Genomic DNA, 24,473 nt, shown 5'->3' with positions numbered 1-24,473 from the left:
GCCGCCGGGCTTCGCCGACGAGGGCATCGAGGCAACCGTGCCGGAAAAGCGCCGGGCCGTGGCCGAGGCCGGCCGTCTATCCGGCCCATGCCCTTGGCGCGCGGCCCGTGTCCGTGCTCCCATGCCTGTCATGGAGGGGCGATGACACAGTTCTTATGGAATTGTCCGGACGAAATCTCCGAGCCGCGGCGGGACCTGCCCATGGACCCGAGCGGGCAACGCGGCGCGGCCCGCGCGCCGGCGTCCGTACGCGGGGCCGCCGAGGCGGGGGCGTCCGGGGAGGCCGCCGTTGTCTAGCGGGCGGCTCCTCGCCATCAGCGACCTGCACATCGGCTACCCGGAGAACCGGGCGATCCTGGAGGACCTGCGGCCGTCATCCCCGGACGACTGGCTGCTGGTGGCCGGCGACGTGTGCGAGATCCTGGCCGACTTCGAGTGGGCGATGCGCCTGCTGTCCGGACGCTGGGCGAGGGTCGTGTGGGCGCCGGGCAACCACGAGTTGTGGACGCATCCCCGCGACCCGGTCACCCTGCGCGGAGAGGCGCGCTACCGCCGCCTGGTCGAGGTGTGCCGCTCGCTGGGCGTGACGACCCCCGAGGATCCGTATCCCGTCTGGGAGGGCGCCGGCGGCCCCGCCGTGATCGCCCCGCTGTTCGTCCTGTACGACTACAGCTTCCGCACCCCCGGTGCGCGGACCGCGGAGGAGGCGCTCGCCCTCGCGTACGAGACCGGGGTGGTGTGCAGCGACGAGATGTTCCTGCACCCCGACCCGTACCCGTCACGGCAGGCGTGGTGCGCCGCGCGGCTGGAGGAGACCGAACGGCGGCTGCGCGAGCTGCCGGACGGCCTGCCCGTGATCCTGGTCAACCACTATCCCCTGGTCCGCGAGCCGACCCGGATCCTGCGCTACCCGGAGTTCGCCATCTGGTGCGGCACCGAGGCCACCGCCGCCTGGCACCTGCGTTTCCGCGCGGCCACGGTCGTGTACGGCCACCTGCACATCCCGAGGACCACCTGGCACGACGGCGTCCGCTTCGAGGAGGTCTCCGTGGGCTACCCGCGCGAGTGGAAGCTCCGGGCCACCCTTCCGGGCCGCCCGCGTCACATCCTGCCGGTCCCGTGACCGGGCGGATCCCGGGGCGGCCGGCGCGGAGCGGCGCGCCCGTCTGCCGCGCGTTATGTCTCCCGTGCCCAAAATCTGGGGCTTAGTGCTGCTTTAGGGGCCGCGCTTAGCGTTCGTGCGGTGATCAGTAGATCCGGGTCACCATCCCGGCCGCGCCCGCGGAGCGCGCGGGCGGCGCGAACGCGGCTCGTTGGAGGAGCGCATGGGGGACATACCGGTACGACTACTGTCGGTGGGGACGGCACTGCCCGGCCCACCCATCGACACGGCCGCCCTGGCTTCGGCGTTCGGCATGGACCAGGTGTGGCGGCAGTGGGTCGACACGTTCATCGGGACCCGGACGCGTCACCTGGCGGTCGACCTGTCCACCGGCGAGCGGCGGGAAAGTCTGGCCGATCTCGGAGAGCGCGCCGCGACCCAGGCGCTCGCCCGGGCCGGCGTGTCCGCGGAGGACGTGGACGTGGTCGTGTTCGGCACGGCCACTCCCGACACGCTGATGCCGGCGACGGTGAACGTCGTCGCCGACCGGCTCCGCATCGACGGCGTGCCGACGTTCCAGCTCCAGTCGGGCTGCTCGGGGGCGGTGCAGACCTTCGACGTCGCGGCCTCGCTGCTGTCCACCGGCCGCTATCGCACGGCGCTGGTGATCGGCGGCGACGTGATCGCCAAGCACTACGACGTCAAGGCGGACCTGACGGCGCTGCCGCCGGACGAACTGGTCAACTACGTGCTGTTCGGCGACGGCGCGGGCGCCGCCGTACTCGCCGTGGGCGACCATCCGGAGGCGCCGGTGCTGCGGTCGGTGCTCACCCGGCTGTCCGGCCTGGGCCGCGCGCCCGGCCAGACCCTGCGCTGGTACGGCCTGGCCGACCGCGACGGGGGCGAGGCGCCGGCCAGCGAGGACTACAAGGCGATCGAGGAGCACGTGCCGGTGCTCGCCGAGGAGACGGCCGACGACCTGCTGGACGACCTCGGCTGGGACCGCGCGGAGGTCGGCTACCTCCTGCCGCCGCAGCTGTCCGTCACGATGACCGCGAAGATCACCGAAAGGCTCGCCTTCCCGGCGGCCGAGGAGGTCTCCTGCGTCGCCGAGACCGGCAACAACGGCAACGCCCTGCTGTTCTTCCAGCTCGACCGGCTGCTGCCGGTGATGGCGAGGCCGTCGCGGGCGATCGCGGTCGCCATCGAGTCGAGCAAGTGGATCAGGTCGGGCCTCGCCCTGGAGCGTGTCTGATGCCGGCCGCGATCAGCCGGGCGGAGTTCGTGGACCTGCTGCGGGACGAGATCGGCCTCGCCGTGGCCGCGGAGGACCTGGGCCGGACGCTCGACGAGGTGCCGGGCTGGGACTCGCTGCACCTGCTGACCATGCTCGTGCTGCTGGAGAAGCGGGTCAGCCGTCCGCTGTCGCTGCCCGACTTCCTCGACGCCGCCAGCCTGGAGACGATCTACGAGTTGGTGAACCGATGACCGGGCGGCCGTTCCCTCCCCAGCGCAGGCACACGCTCTTCTTCCTCGACCAGATCCGCGACTTCTCGCCGGTCTTCCTCGACACGGAGGTGGACGCCACGGCGATCACCGCCGGACGTGAGCGGGCCCGCCGGGCGGGACAGCGCCGCTCGGTCGTCTCCTACGTCGTGCACGCGGCCGCCGGCGTCCTGGCCAAGCACCCGGAGGCCAACGCCGCGATCCACGGCGGACTCGATCCGGTCGTCGCCTCCTACGACACCGTGGCGGCCAAGGTCACCCTCGACAAGACGTGGGAGGGCCGCCGGGTCGTGCTCGCGACCGTGATCCCGGGGCTGGAGTCGGCGTCGCTCGCCGACGTGCAGGCCTGCCTCGACCGGGCGGCGGCGGCCGACCCCGGCACCGCCGAGGAGTTCGCCGGCATCCGCGCGCTGCGGCGGCTGCCCTGGAGGGAGGCGCTCGACCGGTTCCGCGAGGCGGCCGGGTCGCTCGATCGCCGGCCCGCGATCACCGGCACGTTCAGCGTCACCTCGCTCGGCCACCGGGCGGTCGACGGCTTCCACTCGGTCGGCGGAACCACGATCACCCTCGGCGTGGGCCGGATCGCCGACCGCCCGGTGGCCAGGGACGGAGCCGTGGTGATCGCTCCGGTCATGCGCCTGTCGCTGGCCTTCGACCATCGCGTGATCGACGGCGCGGAGGCCGCCGACGTGCTCACCGAGATCAAGGACGCGCTGGAGGCGTACGAGGAATGAACGACCTGACCGAGCTGAAGCGGTTCGTCGTGGCGCACGCGATCTCGCAGGGCCTGCCCGCCGACCACTACGCGGCCCTGCTGGACCGCGTCACCACGGACGCGGGCGACGAGCCGGGCTCCTGGCCGTACGAGTGGATCCGCGCCGGCGACGAGTGGGACGCGGCGGGACAGACGGCTCTCGCCGCCCAGTACTACACCATGGGCCGGTTCCCGTACGTCGACGGGCCGGGCCGCAAGCGGGCGCTCGCCCGCGGCCTCGACGCGTTCGACCGCTGGCGGCGCGGGGTGCCGGGCCTGGAACCGGTCGTCGTGGAGGTCGGCGGGGTGCCGGTGCGGGTGTGGGCCGCGGGGCTGTCGGCCGAGCGGCCCCGGCCGCTGCTCGTGATGACCGGCGGCATCGTGAGCCCCAAGGAGCAGTGGGCCGCGGTGCTGCCGCAGATCGCGTCCTTCGGCATGGCCGGTGTCGTGGCCGACCTGCCCGGCGTCGGCGAGAGCCCGCTCCGGTACGGCTCCGACGCCTGGACCCTGTTCCCGGCGATCCTCGACGCGCTGGAGGACCGGGCCCGGGTGAGCGAGACGTACCTGCTCGCGCTGAGCTTCAGCGGCCACGCGGCGATCACCGCCGCGCTGCGCGACCCGCGGGTGCGCGGCGTGGTCGGCAACGGCCCGCCGATCCACGACTTCTTCACCGACGCCGCCTGGCAGGCGCGGGTGCCGAAGATCACCCGGGACACGCTCGCGCATCTCGTCGGAGTGCCGCCGGAGGCCGTGTTCGCCCATGTGCGCGACTGGGCCCTCCGCGACGCCGACCTGGCCGCGCTCACCGTGCCGCTCGCCGCGGTGACCGCCCGGCGCGACGAGATCATCCCGCCCGGCGACGTCGAACGCCTGAAACGGCACGTGCGGGACCTGCGGCTGGTCGAGCACGACGACGTGCACGGCGCCCCCTCCCACCTCGCCGAGACCCGGGTGTGGAGCCTGCTCGCGGTGCAGCGGATGCGGCCCGACGCCGATCCGGAGGTGATCGCGGCGCTGACCTCGGCCCTGCAGGACGCCCGCACGGGAGCGGGCCGATGACCGCCACCGCGCGGATCCGCGACGACTGGCTGCGCGAATACGCCCCCGCCGCGCCGGGCGCACCCTGCCTGGTGGCGTTCCCGCACGCCGGAGGCTCGGCGGGCTTCTTCATCCCGCTCGCGCGGGCCCTGGCCCCGGCGGTGCGTGTGCTCGCCGTGCAGTACCCGGGACGCCTGGACCGGCGGCGCGAGCCCGCCGTGGAGGACGTGCGCGTGCTGGCCCGCCAGGTGGCGGAGGTGATCGCCGGGGAACCGGACGGCCCCCGCACGGCCTTCTTCGGGCACAGCATGGGCTCCCTGGTGGCGTTCGAGGCGGCGCTGCTGGCCGAGCGCGGTCTCGGCACGCCTCCGGAGCGGCTGTTCGTCTCCGGTGGCCGGGCCCCCGCACTCACCCGTGTGGACCCGGCGATCCTGCGGGACGACCGCTCCCTGCTCGACGAGGTGTTGTTCCTCGGCGGCACCTCCCGGCAGGTGCTGGAGAGCGCCGACCTGCGCGAACTCGTGCTGCCCGCGTTGCGCGGCGACTATCGCGCGCTGCGCGGCTACCTGCCCGATCCCGGCGCCCGGGTCCGCTGCCCGATCACCGCGCTCGTCGGCGACCACGACCCGAGGGTGACGGTGGCCCAGGCCGACCGGTGGCGGGAGCACACCTCCGGCCCCTTCCGGCTCACGGTGCTGCCCGGCGACCACTTCTACCTGACCAGACGGCTGGAGGACGTCGCGGAGACCGTACGGCGAGGGCTCGCCGTACCCGTCTGATCCCTCTCGCCGGCCGTCCGCACCACGACTGAGAGTGAGGCACGACGTGATCAGCCCCGACCAGCAGGTGTCCCGGCCCGTCGCGGTCGTCGGAGTGGCGTGCCGCCTGCCCGGTGCATCTGGTCCCGGCGCCCTCTGGCGGCTGCTGGAGGAGGGCCGCAGCGCCGTCCGCGAGGTGCCCGAGGGACGGGCGCGGTCCGCGCTGCTGGACGACCTCGCCCGCGAGCACCCCGGCGTGCGATACGGCGGCTACCTCGACGACATCGCCGGATTCGACGCGGAGTTCTTCGGGATCTCCCCGCGCGAGGCCGCGGCGATGGACCCGCAGCAGCGGCTCGTCCTGGAGCTGGCCTGGGAGGTGCTGGAGGACGCCGGGGTGGTGCCCGCCACGCTCCGCGACACGCCGGTCGGCGTGTTCGCCGGCTCCATCGCGGACGAGTACGCGACGCTGTCGCGGGCCTCCGCGATCGGCCGCCACACTCTCACCGGCACCACCCGGGCCATCATCGCCAACCGCGTGTCGTACACGCTCGGGCTGCGCGGGCCGAGTGTCGCGGTCGACACCGCGCAGTCGTCGTCGCTGGTCGCCGTCCACCTCGCGGCGGAGAGCGTGCGGCGCGGGGAGTCGCGCCTCGCGCTCGCGGGCGGCGTCAACCTGATCGTCGACGCCGCCGGCACGGCGGCGGTGGCCCGGTTCGGCGGGCTGTCGCCGGACGGCCGGTGCCACACCTTCGATCGCCGGGCCAACGGATACGTCCGGGGCGAGGGCGCCGGGCTGGTGCTGCTCAAGGCGCTGGACGCCGCAGTCGAGGACGGCGACCGGATCTACGCGGTGCTGCTCGGCGGCGCGGTCAACAACGACGGCGGCACCGACGGCCTCACCACGCCCAGCGCCCGCGCCCAGGCCGAGGTGCTCAGGCGGGCGTGGGCGGCCGCCGGCGTCGCGCCCTCGGCGCTGCAGTACGTCGAACTGCACGGCACCGGCACCCGGGTCGGTGACCCGGTGGAGGCGCGCGGCCTCGGCCTGGCCCGCCCCGGCGAGGGGCCGGTCCTCCAGGTCGGGTCCGTGAAGACGAACATCGGGCACCTGGAGGGTGCGGCGGGCATAGCCGGGCTGATCAAGACCGTGCTGAGCGTCGACAGACGGCGGCTGCCCGCGAGTCTCAACTTCGCCGAGCCGAATCCGGAGATCGACTTCGACGGCTGGGGTCTGTCCGTCCGCAGCGCGGGCGGAGCATGGCCCCGGGACACTGAACGGCTCGTCGCCGGCGTCAGCTCGTTCGGCATGGGCGGCACCAACTGCCACGTCGTGGTCGCCGAACCGCCCCGCCAGGAGGACGCGGCTCCCGCCGCGCGGCAGGCCGGACCATCGGACCACGACTCCCGCGCGCACATGCCCCTCGTGCTCAGCGCGCGCACCGGTGCGGCGCTGCGGGAACAGGCGGCCCGGCTGCGCGACCTCATGTCCGAGCACGACCTCCTCGGCGCATCCGAGACGTCAGGTGAGCCGGGGGCGTCCGGTGGGCCCGGGGCGCTTCCCGGGAGGCGTGCCGCGGGCCTGGCACGGAGCCTCGCGACCACCCGGACCGCCTTCGACCACCGGGCGGCGATCACGGGGGATGTGACGGCCGGGCTGGCGGCGCTGGCGGAGGGACGTCCCGCTGCCGGTCTCGTCACGGGTAGAGCCAGGACCGCGCCCGTCGCGGTGCTGTTCCCCGGGCAGGGAAGCCAGCGGCCCGGCATGGGCAGGCGGGCCCACCACGACCACCCCGCCTGGCGGGCCGCGTTCGACGAGGCCGCGGCGGCGCTCGGCGAGCGGCTGCCCCGGCCGCTCCCGGAGGTCGTCTGGTCCGAGCCGGGCAGCGAGGAGGCCCGGCTCCTCGACCGCACGGCCTTCACCCAGCCCGCGATCTTCGCGGTCGAGGTGGCGACCTTCCGCCTGCTGGAGGCGCTCGGCGTCGAGCCGTCCTTCGTCGCCGGCCACTCCATCGGAGAGGTGGCCGCGGCGCACGTCGCGGGCGTGCTCGACCTGTCGTCCGCCGCCGAACTGATCGCGGCCAGGGGGCGGCTGATGGACGCGCTGCCCTCCGGCGGCGGGATGCTCGCCGCCGGCATCCCGGAGGACGAGGCGGCCGGGCTGCTCGCGGAGGTGGACGGCCTCGCGGTCGTCGCCGCCGTGAACGGACCGCGGTCGGTCGTCGTCGCGGGTCAGGACGCGGTGCTCGACGCCGTCGCCGCCCTCGCCGCCGCACGCGGGCACCGGACCCGGCGGCTCCCGGTGAGCCACGCCTTCCACTCGCCGCTGATGGACCCCGCCCTCGGCGAGTTCCGCGCGGTGCTCGACGGGCTCACGTACGGCAGGGCCCGCATCCCGTTCGTGTCGACGGTGACCGGCGAACCGCTCGACCTCGACGGCGCGGACGACTGGGCCGGCTACTGGGTGGAGCACGCCCGCCGTACGGTCCGCTTCGCCGACGGCCTGACCCGGCTGCGCGCGCTGGGGGCCGGGATCTTCGTCGAGGCGGGACCGGGGACGGCACTCAGCGCGGCCGGGCGGGAGACCCTGGGAACGGCGGCCGCGTTCGTGCCGGTCCTCGGCAAGGACGACGACGTCGAAGCCGCCGTCGGCAGGCTCTTCACCGCCGGGGTGCGCCTCGACTGGGACGCCGTCTTCCCGCCCGGCGCCCCCCGGGTCCCGCTGCCGACCTATCCCTTCCAGCGCGAGCGTCACTGGCTGACCCCGGGCGAGGGCGCACCGGCGGCCTCCGCACCGGTCTCGGCCTCCGCACCGGTCTCGGCCTCCGGCCCGGCTCCGGAGCCGGGCTCCGCGCCCGTTCCCGCGCCCGTTCTCGCGGCCGGCGCGGTGGCCGGTGCCACGGCCGGTTCGACGGCCGGTTCGACGGCCGCCCTTCCCGCCGGCCCGGCGGCCGGGGAGCGCCGCGTCATCGAGGAAGTCGCGGCCGTGCTCGGCTTCGCCGACCCCGCACGCGTCGATCCCGAGGCGACGTTCCGGGACCTCGGCCTCGACTCCCTGGGCCTGGTCGAACTGCGTGACCGGCTGAACGACGCCTTCGGCGCCGGTCTGCCGGCCGCCGCGCTGTTCAGCCACCCCACCCCCGCCGCCCTGGCCCGCCACCTGGCCGGGGACACCCGCGCGGACACGCCCGCCGACGCCGTCCGGGCGGCGGACGACGATCCGGTGGTGATCGTCGGGATGGGGTGCCGGTTCCCGGGCGGGGTCGCCTCGCCGGAGGATCTGTGGAAGCTGGTCGCCGACGGCGTCGACGCCATCGGCGAGTTTCCCGCCGACCGGGGCTGGGACCTCGCCGCCCTCTTCGACCCCGACCCCGGCAGGCCCGGCACCTCGTACACACGGTATGGCGGGTTCCTGCGGGACGCCGCCGAGTTCGACGCGGCGTTCTTCGGGATGAGCCCGCGGGAGGCGCTGGCGACCGATCCGCAGCAGCGGTTGTTGTTGCAGGTGTCGTGGGAGGCGCTGGAGCGGGCGGGGATCGACCCGCTGTCGCTGAAGGACAGCGACACCGGGGTCTTCATCGGGGCCATGTACGACGACTACGCCGCCCGCCTGCGCACCGTGCCCGGGGAGCTGGAGGGCCTGCTGCTGGCGGGCAACGAGTCCAGCGTGGCGTCGGGGCGGATCGCGTATGTGCTGGGGTTGCGGGGTCCGGCGTTGACGGTGGATACGGCGTGTTCGTCGTCGTTGGTGGCGTTGGATCTGGCGGTTCGGGCGGTGCGGTCGGGGGAGTGTTCGCTGGCGTTGGCGGGTGGGGTGGCGGTGATGGCGTCGCCGGGGATGTTCGTGGAGTTTTCGCGGCAGCGGGGGTTGTCGGCGGATGGGCGGTGCCGGGCGTTTTCGGCGTCGGCGGATGGTACGGGGTGGGCTGAGGGTGCGGGGGTGGTGGTGGTCGAGCGGTTGTCGGCGGCGGTGCGTAACGGGCATCGGGTGCTGGCGGTGGTGGCGGGGTCGGCGGTGAATCAGGACGGGGCGAGTAATGGGTTGACGGCGCCGAATGGGCGGGCTCAGGAGGAGGTGATCGGGCGGGCGCTGGCGGAGGCGGGGCTGGGTCCGGGTGATGTGGATGTGGTGGAGGCGCATGGGACGGGGACGCGGTTGGGGGATCCGATCGAGGCGCAGGCGTTGATCGCGGCGTATGGGCGGGGTCGGCGGGTGCCGTTGTGGGTGGGGTCGTTGAAGTCGAACGTCGGGCATGCGCAGGCGGCGGCGGGGGTGGGCGGGGTCATCAAGATGGTGATGGCGTTGCGGCATGAGTGGTTGCCGGTGACGTTGCATGTGGATGAGCCGAGTCCGCATGTGGATTGGGATGGGTCGGGGGTGGCGTTGCTGACCCGTCCGGTGCGGTGGGACTGGCCGGGGCGGCCCCGCCGGGCGGGGGTGTCGTCCTTCGGTATCAGCGGCACCAACGCCCACGTGATCCTTCAGCAGCCCCCCACCGACACCGGCACGCCGCACACCGGCACGTCGCACACCGACACGCCGCACACCGGCACACCACGCGCCGGCACGTCGCACACCGGCACGCCGCTCGCCGGCACGCCGCACACCGGCACTGTGGCGGACATCGAGCACGGGGACGAGGCCGGGGCGCCGGAAGCGCCGCTGTTGCTGTCCGGGACCGACGCCGCCGCGCTGCGCAGGCAGGCCGCGGCGCTCGCCGATCACCTGCGGGACCATCCGGAGCTCGACCTGCGCGACGTGGCCGCCACGCTCGCGGCTCGGTCACGGCTCGCGTACGGCGCCGCCGTCCTGGGCGACCATCAGGCCGCCCTGCGGGCGCTGGCCAGGGGAGAGGTCCACGAGGCCGCGGTGACGGGCGAGCGGATCACCGGCCGCACGGTCTTCGTCTTCCCCGGGCAGGGGTCGCAGTGGCCCGAGATGGCCCGCGCCCTGCTGACCGCCCACCCGGTCTTCCGCGCCGAGATCGACGCGTGTGCCGAGGCGTTCGCCCCCCACGTGGACTGGTCGTTGCACGCCGTGCTGCGCGGCGACCCGGGCGCCCCCTCGCTGGAGCGGGTCGACGTCGTGCAGCCGGTGCTGTTCGCCGTGATGGTGTCGCTGGCCGCGATGTGGCGTGCCGCGGGCGTCCGGCCGGACGCGGTGGCCGGGCACTCCCAGGGCGAGATCGCCGCCGCGTACGTCGCGGGCGCGCTGTCCCTGGACGACGCGGCGCGGCTGGTCACGCTGCGCAGCCGGGCCATCGCCCGCATCGCCGGAGACGGCGGCATGGTGTCGGTGGCCCTCGGCCCCGGGGAGGCGGGCGAGCTCGCGGCCCGCTGGGGCGGGGCCGTCGAGGTCGCAGTACACAACGGGCCGCGCTCCACCGTCGTCGCCGGGGACGCCGCCGCGCTCACCGAGGTGCTCGCCTGGTGCGAGGACAACGGGGTGCGGGCCCGCCGGGTGCCGGTGGACTACGCCTCCCACACCCGGTACGTGGAGTCGCTGCGGGAGGAACTGCTGGAGACGTTCGCCGGGCTGACGCCGCGGCCGGCCGAGGTGGCGTTCCACTCGGCGGTGACCGGCGAGCCGGTCGACACGACCACGCTCGACGCCGGCTACTGGTATCGCAACCTCCGCGAGACCGTCCGCTTCGACGCCGTCGTCGCCGGGCTGGCCGGCACCGGCCACCGCAGGTTCATCGAGATCAGCCCGCACCCGGTGCTCACCGTCGCCGTGGAGGAGATCCTGGCCGAGCGGGGTGTGAGCGGCCTGGCCACGGGCACCCTCAGGCGGGGCGAGGGCGGCACGGACGCGTTCCGGCGGGCCCTGGCCGTGGCCCACCTCGCCGGGGTCTCCGTCGCGTGGCCGGTCGGCGGGGCGACGGTCGACCTGCCGACCTACCGGTTCGCGCGCGAGCGCTACTGGATGACGCCCTCGGCAGGGCCGGCCCAGGCGGCCAGGCTCGGCCTCGCCGCGGCCCGGCACCCGATCCTCGGCGCGATGGTCACCCTCGCGGACGGCCGCGCCGTCCTGACCGGGCAGATCGACCCGGCCGTGCAGGGCTGGCTCGCCGACCACCGGGTCCTGGGCACCGTGCTGCTGCCGGGGGCGGCCTTCGCCGAGCTGGCCGCGCACGCGGGCCGTCTCACCGGCGGCCTGGAGGTGCGGGAGCTGACCGTCGAGGCCCCCCTCGTCCTGGACGCCGGCCGCACCGCGCAGGTGCAGGTGCTCGTCGGGACGCTCGACGCGGACGGGCGGCGCGGCATCGGCGTGCACGCCCGGACCGGCGACGACGAGCCGTGGACCCGCCACGCCTCCGGCGTGCTCGCGGAGGCCGACGGCACTCATGCGACCCTGGTCCGCGCCGGGAAGGCCGCGGTCACACCGGCCGGCGGGGAACTGCTGCCCTGGCCGCCCCCGGGCGCCGAGGCGGTGGACGTGTCGGACGTCTACGACCACCTCTATCGGCTGGGATACGACTACGGCCCGGCGTTCCAGGGTCTCGCCGCCGCCTGGCGGGACGGCGGCACCGTGTACGCGGAACTGAGCGTTCCCGGCGACGCCGGCTCCCCGGCGGGGGCGAACGACTTCGCGCCGCATCCGGCGCTGCTCGACGCGGTGCTCCACCCCGTGGTGGCCGGTCTCGCCGGGCTCGCCGTCCCCGACGCGGGAGCGCCGTTGCTGCCGTTCGCGTTCGAGGGCCTGCGTTTCACCGGCGAGGCGGGGCCGACGCTGCGGGCCAGGATCGAGCCGCTCGGCGGCCACCGGTTCCGCTACCTGTTCGCCGACGAGACCGGGCGGATCGCCGGGGGAGTGGAGTCGCTGGCCTTCCGGCCCGCGACGCGCGCCGACCTGACCGGCGCCCGGGCCGTCCCGGAGGCGTACGGCGTCGTCTGGGAGCCCCTCGCCGATCCCGGTGAGGCGCCGGGCCGTGTCGCCGTGCTGGAGGGGTTCGGGCCGGTCGCGGACCTGCTGGATCTCGGCGACGGCACGGGCGTGGACGTCCTCGCCGATCTCGAAGCCGTGACCGAAGCCGTGACCGAAGCCGGGACCGAAGCAGTGGCCGAAGCCGCGACCGAAGCGGTGGCCGAAGCCGGGACCGAAGCAGTGGCCGAAGCCGCGACCGAAGCGGTGGCCGGGGCAGGGACGGTGCTGGTGCCGGTCGGCGGTTTCCCGTCCGCCTCGGGGGCCTCGCCGGGGCCGATGGAGGAGGTGCACACCAGGACCGCCGCCGTCATGTCCCTGTTGCGGCGATGGCTCACCGGCACCGCGTCCGACGGCGTCCCGCTGACGGTCGTCGTCGACGGACGCGACCTGGCCTCCGCGGCGATCAGGGGCCTGGTCCGCACCGCCGCCGCCGAACACCCCGGCCGGTTCTCGCTCGCGGTCGTGGACGGCCCCGCGCCGGTCGCGCTGCTCGCCGCAGGCCACGGCGAGCGCGAGGTGGCCGTACGCGACGGGGTCGTCCTGGTCCCCAGGCTCGTCGCGCAGGACCTCGGCCCGGCGGATCCCGCGGCGGCGCGGAAGGCGGAGGCGGGGACACCCGGCGCAGACGGCACGACCGGGGCGGACCCGGAAAGCGGCGCGCCCGGCGGGGATGGTCGGGCGGATGAAGGGGACGCCTCTGCCGACGTGGACGCGGAGCCGGGGACGGTGCTCATCACGGGTGGCACTGGGACGCTGGGGGCGCTCGTCGCCCGCAGGCTGGCCGGTTCGGCCCGGCCCCCGCACCTGCTGCTGGTGAGCCGCTCCGGGCCGGACGCCCCGGGTGCGGGCGCGCTCGCCCGCGACCTGCGCGCCGCCGGGGCGGAGGTCACGGTGGCCGCCTGCGACGTCGCCGACCGGGACGCACTGGCGGATCTGCTGGCCGCCGTCCCCTCCGGCCGTCCGCTGCGCGGCGTGGTGCACACGGCGGGTGTGCTCGCCGACGCCACTCTCAGTGAGCTGACCCCGGACGCGCTGGCCGCCGTGCTGCGGCCGAAGGCCGACGCGGCCTGGCATCTCCACGAGCTGACCGCCGGCCTGCCGCTTGACCGCTTCGTCCTGTTCTCCTCCGCCGTGGCCGCCTTCGGCGTGCCGGGACAGGCGAACTACGCCGCGGCCAACGCGTTCCTCGACGCGCTGGCCGAGCACCGCAGGAGCCTCGGCCTGCCCGCCACCTCCATCGCCTGGGGCGTCTGGGAGGAGGCCAGCACCATGACCCGCGGCCTGGACGACGCCGGCCGGGCCCGGCTCGCCCGGTATGGCGTCGGCACGCTCGCCACCGCCACGGCGCTGGACGCCTTCGACCGCGCGCGCGAGCCGTACGTGGTGGTCTCGCCCTTCGACGACGCCGTGCTGCGGGAGGAGGCGGCGGCCGGCCGGCTGCCCGCCCTGTTCTCCCGCCTGGTGGCGTTCCCGCGCGGGGCCCGGCGCGCGCCAGGGGGCGCCTGGGCGAGCCGGGTGCGGGCCGGGCGGCCGCACGAGCGCGTCCACCTCGTCACCCGGCTGGTCCGCGAGCAGGCCGCGGCCGTCCTCGGCCACGCGGACCCGGCCGAGGTGCCCGGCGACCGCCCGCTGAAGGAGCTCGGCTTCGACTCGCTGACCGCGGTCGAGCTGCGCAACCGGCTCAACACGCTGACCGGGCTGACCCTGCCCGCCACCGTCGTCTTCGAGTTCCCCACGGTCACCGCGCTCGCCGGGCACCTGCTCGGGCTCCTCACCGCGGGGGACACGGCGACGTCGTCCCCGGCGGCGGTCCGGACGGCGGCGGACGACGATCCGGTGGTGATCGTGGGCATGGGGTGCCGGTTCCCGGGCGGGGTCGCCTCGCCGGAGGATCTGTGGGAGCTGGTCGCCAACGGTGTGGACGCGACCGGGGACTTCCCGGACGACCGGGGCTGGGACCTGGAGCGCCTCTACCATCCCGACCCGGACCACCGGGGCACCGCCTACACCCGCCGGGGCGGCTTCCTCTACGACGCGGGCGAGTTCGACGCGGCGTTCTTCGGGATGAGCCCGCGGGAGGCGCTGGCGACCGATCCGCAGCAGCGGTTGTTGTTGCAGGTGTCGTGGGAGGCGCTGGAGCGGGCGGGGATCGACCCGCTGTCGCTGAAGGACAGCGACACCGGGGTCTTCATCGGGGCCATGTACGACGACTACGCCGCCCGCCTGCGCACCGTGCCCGGGGAGCTGGAGGGCCTGCTGCTGGCGGGCAACGAGTCCAGCGTGGCGTCGGGGCGGATCGCGTATGTGCTGGGGTTGCGGGGTCCGGCGTTGACGGTGGATACGGCGTGTTCGTCGTCGTTGGTGGCGTTGGATCTGGCGGTTCGGGCGGTGCGGTCGGGGGAGTGTTCGCTGGCGTTGGCGGGTGGGGTGGCGGTGATGGCGTCGCCGGGGATGTTCGTGGAGTTTTCGCGGCAGCGGGGGTTGTCGGCGGATGGGCGGTGCCGGGCGTTTTCGGCGTCGGCGGATGGTACGGGGTGGGCTGAGGGTGCGGGGGTGGTGGTGGTCGAGCGGTTGTCGGCGGCGGTGCGTAACGGGCATCGGGTGCTGGCGGTGGTGGCGGGGTCGGCGGTGAATCAGGACGGGGCGAGTAATGGGTTGACGGCGCCGAATGGGCGGGCTCAGGAGGAGGTGATCGGGCGGGCGCTGGCGGAGGCGGGGCTGGGTCCGGGTGATGTGGATGTGGTGGAGGCGCATGGGACGGGGACGCGGTTGGGGGATCCGATCGAGGCGCAGGCGTTGATCGCGGCGTATGGGCGGGGTCGGCGGGTGCCGTTGTGGGTGGGGTCGTTGAAGTCGAACGTCGGGCATGCGCAGGCGGCGGCGGGGGTGGGCGGGGTCATCAAGATGGTGATGGCGTTGCGGCATGAGTGGTTGCCGGTGACGTTGCATGTGGATGAGCCGAGTCCGCATGTGGATTGGGATGGGTCGGGGGTGGCGTTGCTGACCCGTCCGGTGCGGTGGGACTGGCCGGGGCGGCCCCGCCGGGCGGGGGTGTCGTCCTTCGGTATCAGCGGCACCAACGCCCACGTGATCCTTCAGCAGCCCCCCACCGACACCGGCACACCGCACACCGGCACGTCGCACACCGGCACTACGGGCACCGGTCCGGCGGACGCCTCCGGCCGCGGGAACGCGCGCCTGGGCGAGGCGGGGCCCGAGGAGGGGGACACGGCGGCCGAGGCCCCCGGCGCGGCGGGCGCCAACGTCGGCGGGGGCGTTCCGTTCGTGCTCTCGGCGAAGACGGAGACCGCGCTGCGCGCCCAGGCGGGCCTCGTGCACGACGTCCTCGCCGCGGGGTCCGCCGCGCCGCGCGACGTCGCGTACACCCTCACCCGCAGGGCGCGGCTGGAGCACCGGGCCGTCGTGGACGTCGGCCCGGGGGCGGACCCCGTTCAGGCGCTGGCGGCTCTCCGCGACGGCGGACGCCACCCCGGGGTGATGATCGGGCGCGCGATGCCGGACCAGCGGCTCGCCTTCCTCTTCTCCGGGCAGGGGGCGCAGCGGGCCGGCATGGGCGCCGGGCTGCTGGAGACCTCCACGGTGTACGCCGCCGCGTTCGACGAGATCTCCGCGCTGCTGGAGCCGCACATCGGCGTCGCCCTGCGGGACCTGCTGGCCGATCCCGAGCGGCTCGGACAGACGCGGTACGCCCAGCCGGCGCTGTTCGCGGTGGAGGTCGCGCTCCACCGGCTCGCCGAGTCGCATGGCCTGCGGCCCGACTTCCTGATCGGGCACTCGGTCGGCGAACTCGCCGCCGCGCACGTCGCCGGGGTGCTCGACCTCGCCTCCGCCTGCGCGCTGGTGGCCGCACGCGGCCGGCTGATGCAGTCGGCCAGGGAGGGCGGCGCGATGGCCGCGTTCGCCGCCACGCCCCGGGAGGCGGCCGAACTGGCCGCTTCGGCGCACGGCGCCGTCGAGATCGCCGCGATCAACGGACCGGCGTCGGTGGTGCTGTCGGGCGACGCGGACGAGGTCGACCGGCTCGCCGGGCGATGGAAGGCCGCCGGCCGCAAGGCCACCCGGCTCAAGGTGAGCCACGCCTTCCACTCGGCCCACATGGACGACGTTCTGGAGGACTTCCGCCGGGTGGCGGCGGGGCTGACGTTCGCCCCCGCCCGGGTGCCCGTCGTCTCCACCGCGACCGGGAAGCTCGCCGGTGAGCGGGAGATGGCGTCGCCGGACTACTGGGTGGCCCAGTTGCGCGGCGCCGTGCGGTTCGCCGACGCGGTCCGTACGGCGCGGGAGGCGGGCGCGACCCGGTTCGCCGAGCTGGGCCCCGACGGGTCGCTCGCCGCGCTCGCCCAGGAGGCGGACGACGCGGAGACTCCCGGCGCGGCGGTCGCGGTGCCGCTGCTCAGGCCCGGCCGTCCGGACGCGGAGGCGTTCCGGGCGGCGCTCGCCCGCCTCCACGTGACGGGCGTCCCGGTCGAGTTCGGTCCGCTCGTGGAGGGCGGCCGGCTCACAGACCTGCCCACATATCCGTTCGAGACCAGGCGCTACTGGCTGCTGCCGCCCGTGGACGACGACCGGCCGGCGGCGTACGGGCTGGACACGTCTCCGCATCCGCTGCTCGCCGGCGCGACCGAGCTGCCGGACGGCGACCTGCTGTTCACCGGCGTGCTGTCGACCCGCCGCCAGCAGTGGCTGGCCCACCACCGGGTCGGCGGGCGGGTGCTGGTCCCCGCCACGGCCCTGGTCGAGCTGGCCCTCGCCGTGGGCACGACGGCCGGCCGGCCGACGCTCGGCGAGTTCGTGATGCACACGCCGATCGAGCTGGAGGGCGCGGCGGAGGTCCGTCTCCAGGTGGCCGTGTCCGCGGGCGGGACCCTCACGATCCGCAGCAGCCGCGCCCCGGGTGCGGCGCAGGGGCCGGCGCACTGGGACGTCAACGCCACGGCCACGCTCACCGAGGACGAGGTCCTCCCCGGCCGGCCGTTCGCGTCGGGCCCGGGGACCCGCCTCGATCCGGGCACGCCGGAGGACGCCTATCGGCTGCTCGCCGAGCACGGCTACGAGTACGGCCCGGCGTTCCGGGGGCTCGTCTCCGCCTGGCGCGACGAGGGCGACCTGTACGCCGAGGTGGCGCTGCCGCCGTCGCTCCGCGCCGAGGCCGCCGGATACGCCGCGCACCCGGCTCTGCTGGACGCCGCCCTCCACGCGCTCTCGCTGGACGGGCTCGACGGGCCACGGCGGGTGCCGTACGCGCTGAGCGGTGTGCGCGCGCGCCCGGCGCCGGGGGCGGGCCATGCGCGGCCTTCGGGAGCGGGGCCCGCCCGTGTCCGCGCCCGGCTCACCCCGCTGGACTCCGACACCTACCGGGTGGACCTCGTCGGCGACGACGGAGGGGAGGTGCTGACGGTGGAGCGGCTGCGGCTGCGCCCGCTCCCGGCCGCCGCCGCGCTGTACGGCCTGGCCTGGGAGGCGGCGGCACCGCCCGAGCCGGTCGGGGACTTCGCCCTCGCCGACGACCTCCCCGGCGACCCGCCGCCGCTCGTGCTGCTCGACGGGCTCGACCTCGACGACGACCCGTACGCCGCGCTGGACGCGGCCCGCGAGGCGCTGCGGCGATGGCTCGCCGATCCCGCGGCCGCGGACGCCCGGCTGGTGGTGCTGACGCGTGGCCTCGCCGTGGACGGCGACGAGGACGCCAGACCGTCCACTGCCGCCCTTTGGGGCCTGGTCAGGTCGGCCCGGGCCGAGCACCCCGGCAGGTTCGCCCTGCTCGACATCGGCGCGGAAGAGCTCGATCCGGGGCTGCTCGCGGCCGCCGGCGCGGCGTTCCCCGAGGCCGCGATCCGCGGGGGAGCGCCGCTGGTGCCGCGGCTCGTCGCCGAGCCCGCGGCGCCGTCCTCCGGAGCGCCGCCGCTGTGGCCGCGCAGCGCCGCGGGCGGCACCGTGCTCGTGACCGGGGGCCTCGGCGCGCTCGGCCGGCGGATCGCCGCTCACCTGGTCACCCGGCACGGCGTGCGGAACCTGCTCCTGGTCGGCCGCCGGGGCGAGCGTCACCCGGACGCCGCCGCGATCCGGGCGGAACTGACCGCCCTCGGCGCCGCCGTCACCGTACGGGCCTGCGACCCGGCGGACCCGCGGGCCCTGGCCGCCCTGCTCGCCGGTCTCGACGGCCCGTTGACGGGCGTCGTCCACGCGGCGGGCGTCGCCGAGGACGCGGTCGTCGAAAGGCTCACCGCGCCGGCTCTGCGCAGGGTGCTCGACGCCAAGCTCGCGGCGGCCCGCAACCTCGACGAGGCCACACGCGAGGGCGACCTCGACGCTTTCGTGCTGTTCGGCTCGGTGGCCGGTGTGCTCGGCACCGCGGGTCAGGGCGCGTACGCCGCCGCGAACGCCGCGCTGGAGGCGCTGACACGGCGCAGACGGCGGTCCGGCCGGCCCGGGCTGACCGTGCACTGGGGCCTGTGGGATGTCGGCGACGGAATGAGCGGCGGCCTTTCGGGGCGGGACGTCGCCCGGCTCGGGCGGGCCGGCATCCGGCCCATGGCCCCGGCCGACGGGCTCGACCTGTTCGACCGCGCCCTGGGGCTGGACGTCCCCGTCGTGGTGGCGGGCAGCCTCGACCTCCCGGCGGCGGCACGGATCCGCCCCACCGCCGCACAGCCCCACCGGCGCCCCGGCGCCCGTTCCCAGGGTGCGGACACCGCGCGGGCGGTGCTCGACGCGGTGCTCGACGTGGTGCTCGACGCGGTGGCCGCCGTGCTGGGGCACGCCGACGGCTCGGAGATCGACCCGGGCCGGGCGTTCACCGATCTCGGGTTCGACTCGCTGACCGCGGTCGAGTTGCGCAACCGGCTCGGCGGCGACCTCGGCGTCCGCCTGCCCGCGACGGTCGTGTTCGACCACCCCACCCCGGCCGCCCTCGCCGCCCATCTCGACGGCATTGTCACCGGCGGCCCCGGCACGCGCGGCGACGAGGCCGAGGGGCCGCGGGAGCCGTACGCGCCGGACGACGACGCCGTCGCGATCGTCGGCATGGCCTGCCGGTTCCCCGGCGGCGTACGGACGTCGGCGGAGCTGTGGGAGCTGCTCGTCTCGGGCACCGACGCCATCACCGAGTTCCCCGCCGACCGAGGCTGGGACCCCGACCTGTTCGACCCCGATCCCGACCATCCGGGCACGTCGATCACCCGGTATGGCGGGTTCCTGCACGACGCCGCCGAGTTCGACCCCGAGTTCTTCGGCATCAGCCACCGTGAGGCCCTGGCGGTCGACCCGCAGCAGCGCCTGCTGCTGCAGACCGCCTGGGAGGCGATCGAGGACGCGGGAATCGATCCGGCGACGCTGCGCGGCTCCCAGAGCGGGGTGTTCGTCGGCGTCATGTACTCCGACTACGGGGCGCGCGTCCACCAGCGCCGCGGCGCGGCCCGAGACCTGGAGGGCTACCTCGTCAGCGGCAGCGCGGGAAGCGTCGCGTCCGGCCGCATCTCCTACACCCTCGGCCTGGAGGGCCCGGCGGTGACCGTGGACACGGCCTGCTCCTCCTCGCTGGTCGCCGTCCACCAGGCCGCGCAGGCCCTCCGGCTCGGCGAGTGCGCCCTGGCCCTGGCCGGCGGCGCGACCGTGATGGCGAGCCCGGCCACGTTCGTCGAGTTCAGCCGCCAGCGCGGGCTGGCGCCCGACGGCCGCTGCAAGCCGTTCTCCGCCGACGCCGACGGCACCGCGTGGGGCGAGGGCGTGGGGCTGCTCGTGCTGGAACGCCTCTCCGACGCGCGGCGCAACGGCCACCGTGTGCTCGCCCTGGTCCGCGGCTCCGCGGTCAACCAGGACGGCGCGAGCAACGGGCTCACCGCGCCCAACGGCCCGGCGCAGGAGCGGGTGATCCGTGCCGCCCTGCGCGGCGCCGGTCTGCGGCCGTCGGACGTCGACGTGCTGGAGGCCCACGGCACCGGCACCCGGCTCGGCGACCCGATCGAGGCGGGCGCCGTGCTCGGCACGTACGGCCGGGACCGGGACGGGCGCGCTCCGCTGCTGATGGGCTCGGTCAAGTCGAACATCGGCCACACCCAGGCGGCGGCCGGAGTGGCCGGGATCATCAAGATGGTGCTGGCCATGCGGCATGGCCGGGTGCCCGCCACGCTGCACCTGGCCCGGCCCAGCGAACACGTCGACTGGTCCGGCGGCGCGGTCATCGTGCCCGCCGAGCCGGTCCCCTGGCCCGACGCCCCCGGGCCGCGCCGGGCCGCGGTCTCCTCGTTCGGCATCAGCGGCACCAACGCCCACGTCATCCTCGAAATGGGCGACGAGCCTCCCGCGCCGGACGCCCCGCCCGCCGTGGCGCCCGGCGAGGAGACGTCCGCGACGCGGGTCGTGCCGTGGGTGCTCAGCGCCCGCACCGCCGAGGCGCTGCGCGAGCAGGCGGCGAGGCTCAGGCGGCATGTGCTCGCCGATCCCGGGCTGCGGCCGGCCGACGTCGCCCTGTCGCTGGCCACCACCCGGACCGCGTTCGACCATCGGGCCGTGGTGCTCGGCCGGGACCGCGCCGAGCTGGTCGCCGGGCTCGACCACCTCGTCGCGGGGACGCGGCCGGAGGCCGGCGGCTTCCCCGTCGTCGTCACCGGCACGGCGGTGCGCGGCCGCACCGCCGTGCTGTTCGCTGGCCAGGGAGGCCAGCGGACCGGCATGGGCACGGAGCTGTACCGGACGTTCCCGGCGTACGCGCGGGCCTTCGACGAGGTACGCGCGGAGCTGCTCCGGATCGACGGCGTCGACGTGGCGGCGGTGATCGCGGGGGAGGGCGAGCCGGGGCTCATCGACAGGACCCGCTACACGCAGACGTCGCTGTTCGCACTGGAGGTCGCCCTCTTCCGCCTGCTGGAGTCGTGGGGCCTGGCGGCCGACGCCCTCGCGGGGCACTCGGTGGGGGAGATCGCCGCCGCGCACGTCGCCGGGGCGCTGACCCTGCCGGACGCGGCGGCGCTCGTGGCAGCGCGCGGGCGGCTCATGCAGGAACTGCCGGAAGGCGGGCTGATGGTCGCCGTGCAGGCCGACCGGGCGACGGTGGAACGGCTGGCGCGGGAGGCGGAGGCGCCCGTGGACGTCGCCGCCGTCAACGCCCCCGGCTCGGTGGTGATCTCCGGGGACGCCGAGCCCGTGGAGAGGCTGGCCGCGATCCTGTCCGGGCGCGGCCACCGGACCAGACGGCTCACCGTGAGCCACGCCTTCCACTCGGCCCGCATGGAGCCGATGCTGGCGCCGTTCCGCGCGGAGATCGCCGGACTGGCCGCGTCGGCCCCGCACCGCACGCTCGTGTCGACGCTCACCGCAGAGGAGGCCGGCGCCGGCACGCTGGGGTCACCGGACCACTGGGCCGGCCAGGTGCGGGGGACCGTGCGCTTCGCCGACGCGGTCGCACGGCTGCGCGGCCTCGGCGCGGCCCGCTTCCTGGAGATCGGCCCCGACTCGGCGCTCACCGCCATGGTCCGCCAGTGCGACCTGGGCGAGGACGCCGTCGCGGCGGCCGCGCTCGGCCGCGGGACCGGCGAGGTGACCGCGTTGTGGACGTTCGTGGCCCGCGCCTTCGTGGCCGGGGTCGCCTGGGACTGGCGGGCGCTGCTGGGCGGGGGCGTCGTGGTCCCGCTGCCCACCTACGCCTTCCGCCGCGAGCGGCTGTGGCTCGCGGCGCCCTCGCCGGACGCGACCGCGACCGGCGTCGGCGCGGACGATCCCGGCCACCCGCTGCTCACGGCCGCCGTGACCGTCCCCGACGGGGGACCCACCGTCTACACCGGCGTGCTGTCGGCCGGGCGGCAGCCCTGGCTGGCCGACCACGCGCTCGCGGGGGCCCCGGTGCTCCCGGCCGCCGCCCTCCTCGACGTGACCGCCTGGCTCGCGGCCCGGCACGGCGCCGACGGGGTGCGGGAACTGGAGCTGCGCTCGCCGGTGCCGATCCCCGCGGAAGGGGAGGTCCAGCTGCGGATCACGGTCGACGGCGCCCGGGTGCGTGTTCACGGCCGTCCCTCCGGGTCCGGGGAGTGGACCCTGCACGCCGAGGCGGTGCTCGGCGACGACGGTCCCGGGCCCGGCTGGCCGGGCCGCCGTCCGCCCGAGGCCGTGTCCGTTGACGTGACCGGCGCGTACGCCCGGTTCGCCGCGCGCGGCTACGAGTACGGCCCCGCCTTCCAGGGCCTGCGCGCCATGTGGCGGACCGAGGACGAGCTGTACGCCGAGGTCGAGAGCGAGATCGTCCCCGGGCTGCTCGACGCGGTCCTGCACCCGTGGGTCGCGGTCGCCGCGGACCCGCCGGAGGGGCGGATCCCCGTCCCCTACGCGTTCCGCGGCCTGGCTCTCCACGCCGAGCCGGGGAGACGGCTGCTGGTCAGGATCCGGCTCACCGGGGAGGAGACGTTCACACTCGACGCGGCCGACGCCGGCGGATCCCCGGTGCTGTCGGTGGCGGAGGTACGCGTACGCCCGATAGAGGAGCGCGCGCTGCTGAGCGCGGGGGGAGCCGGCCCGCGGCCGTACGAGATCGTCTGGGCCCCGGCCCCGCTCGACGGCACGCCCCCGGCCGGGAGACCCGCGGTCGTCCTGGCCCCCGAGGGGCTCCTCGCCGACGCGCCCTGCCCTGTCGTCACCTACCCGACCGGCGGAGAACCGGGAGGCAGCGCCGCGCCCCCTGGCGGCCCGGCCGCGGCGGTCCGGGCGGCCCTGGACGCGGCCCGCGCGGCCGTCCTCGGGCTGCCCGACGACGGCCACCTCGTGGTGGTGACCCGGGGAGCCACGGGAGACGAGGGACCACAGGCCCCCGGCCCGGCGCCCTCCGGCGGGCCGGGCGACCTCAGCGGGCTGATCGGGGCGGCGCTGTGGGGGTTCGTCCGTGCGGCGGTCCAGGAGTTCCCCGGCAAGGTCGGCGTGGTCGACCTCGACGACAGCCCGGAGTCGACGGCCGGGCTGCCGCGCGCCCTGGCGGCCCGGCCCGGCCAGATCGCCCTGCGCCGGGGCGAGGTCGTGCGTCCCCGCCTGCGCGCCCTGACCGGCGCCCCCGGCGACGCGCCGGACCTGGGCTCGGGCACGGTCCTGGTGACCGGAGCCGGCGGCGCGCTCGGCGGCGAGGTCGTGCGGCACCTGGCCCGCCGGCACGGCGCCCGCAGGCTGCTGCTCGTCAGCCGGCGCGGCGACGCCGATCCCGCGCTGCGTGCCCTCGCCGGGGAACTCGCGGCACAAGACGGCGTCGATGTCCGTACAGCCGCCTGTGACGTGGCCGACCCCGCGGCGACGGAGGCGCTGGTCGCCGGGGTGGCCGGCGACCTCGTCGCGGTGGTCCACGCGGCGGGCGCGCTCGACGACGCCGTGCTGGAGAACACGACCCCCGAACGGCTCGACCGGGTCCTGCGCCCGAAGGTGGACGCGGCCTGGAACCTCCACCGGCTCACCGCACACCTGCCGCTGCGGGCGTTCGTGCTGTTCTCGTCCGTCGCGGGGGTGCTGGGCAACGCGGGACAGGCGGGTTACGCCGCGGCCAACGCGTTCCTGGACGCGCTCGCCCGGCACCGGCGGGCGGCCGGGCTGCCCGCACTGTCGCTCGCCTGGGGTTTGTGGGACTCCGGCGGAGGCATGGCCGCCGAGCTGAGCGCGGCCGCGCGGGCCCGGCTCGACCGGATGGGCGTCCGCCCGCTGGTCAGCGGCGAGGCGCTCGACCTGCTCGACCACGCACTGGCGGCGGGCCCCGCCGTGCTGGTCCCGGCGCGGTTCGACCGGGCCGCGCTCGCCCGGCGGCAGGGCGAACCGCCCGAGGTGCTCGCCGATCTGGCGCCCGCCGCCGCTCCCGCCGTACGGGCCGTGCCGCTGGCGCGGCGCCTCGACGGGCTGGACGAGGAGGCGGCCCGGGCCCTGGTGCGCGGCGTCGTCGCGGGCCGGGTCGCGGAGGTGCTCGGACTGCCCGGCGGAGCGCGCGTCCCCGAGGATCGCGGGCTGTTCGACCTCGGTCTCGACTCGCTCACGGCGATCGAGCTGCGCAACCGGCTCGGAGAGGAGTCGGGCGAGCGGCTCCCGGCGACCGTGCTGTTCGACCACCCGACCGTACGGGAGCTGACCGCGTACCTGCTCGACCGGGTGCGCGGGGAGCGGCCGGTGTTCGACCCGGCGGCTCTGGACGCCTGGGTGTCGGCCGCCTCCGGCCGCACCGGCGGCGACCGGCAGCGGGCCGAGCTCGTACGGGCGCTGCGCGGCGCGCTGAGCGTCCTCGACCCCGCCGGGGGACGGCCGGCCGCGAACGGCGGCGACTCCCTGGCCGGAGTCGAGGCGGCCTCCGACGACGAGCTGTTCGGCCTGCTCGACCGGGAGCTGAGCGAGTGATCCCGCCGCACGCCCTTCCCCGCG

At 76.0% G+C, this 24,473-nt stretch carries 7 protein-coding genes; all 7 read left to right on the top strand.

The window, feature by feature from the left end; genetic code table 11:
* Positions 1-289 precede the first annotated feature (289 nt).
* The 7 genes from HCK04_RS13800 (at position 290) to HCK04_RS43575 (ending at position 24,449) form a co-directional block, all read left to right on the top strand.
* Positions 290-1,123 carry a metallophosphoesterase gene (locus tag HCK04_RS13800; RefSeq protein ID WP_142647612.1) on the top strand — a complete coding sequence of 278 codons (834 nt, stop codon included), beginning with the start codon at positions 290-292 and terminating at the stop codon, positions 1,121-1,123.
* A 202-nt stretch (positions 1,124-1,325) separates the two neighbouring features.
* Positions 1,326-2,357 (top strand): 3-oxoacyl-ACP synthase III family protein, encoded by a 1,032-nt coding sequence (locus tag HCK04_RS13795; protein ID WP_142647610.1) that lies wholly within the window; start codon positions 1,326-1,328, stop codon positions 2,355-2,357.
* Positions 2,357-2,590 carry a phosphopantetheine-binding protein gene (locus HCK04_RS13790; RefSeq protein WP_142647608.1) on the top strand — a complete coding sequence of 78 codons (234 nt, stop codon included), beginning with the start codon at positions 2,357-2,359 and terminating at the stop codon, positions 2,588-2,590. The genes HCK04_RS13795 and HCK04_RS13790 overlap by 1 nt, the downstream gene beginning before the upstream one ends.
* Positions 2,587-3,342, top strand: coding sequence for a 2-oxo acid dehydrogenase subunit E2 (locus tag HCK04_RS13785; RefSeq protein WP_142647606.1), 756 nt, complete (start codon positions 2,587-2,589; stop codon positions 3,340-3,342). Before HCK04_RS13790 ends, HCK04_RS13785 begins: the two co-directional genes overlap by 4 nt.
* On the top strand, positions 3,339-4,421 hold the full coding sequence (locus HCK04_RS13780; RefSeq protein WP_142647604.1) for an alpha/beta hydrolase: 1,083 nt from the start codon (positions 3,339-3,341) through the stop codon (positions 4,419-4,421). The genes HCK04_RS13785 and HCK04_RS13780 overlap by 4 nt, the downstream gene beginning before the upstream one ends.
* Positions 4,418-5,179 carry an alpha/beta fold hydrolase gene (locus tag HCK04_RS13775; protein ID WP_142647602.1) on the top strand — a complete coding sequence of 254 codons (762 nt, stop codon included), beginning with the start codon at positions 4,418-4,420 and terminating at the stop codon, positions 5,177-5,179. The genes HCK04_RS13780 and HCK04_RS13775 overlap by 4 nt, the downstream gene beginning before the upstream one ends.
* Positions 5,180-5,225: 46 nt before the next feature.
* A complete protein-coding gene (locus HCK04_RS43575; RefSeq protein ID WP_205830218.1) occupies positions 5,226-24,449 on the top strand; it encodes a type I polyketide synthase in 19,224 nt (6,407 codons plus the stop codon).
* The last annotated feature ends 24 nt before the right edge of the window (positions 24,450-24,473 follow it).

Origin of the sequence: Microbispora sp. CL1-1, assembly GCF_012034195.1 — a bacterium.
Taxonomy (GTDB): domain Bacteria; phylum Actinomycetota; class Actinomycetes; order Streptosporangiales; family Streptosporangiaceae; genus Microbispora.
This window is presented reverse-complemented; position numbering and strand designations above follow the sequence as displayed.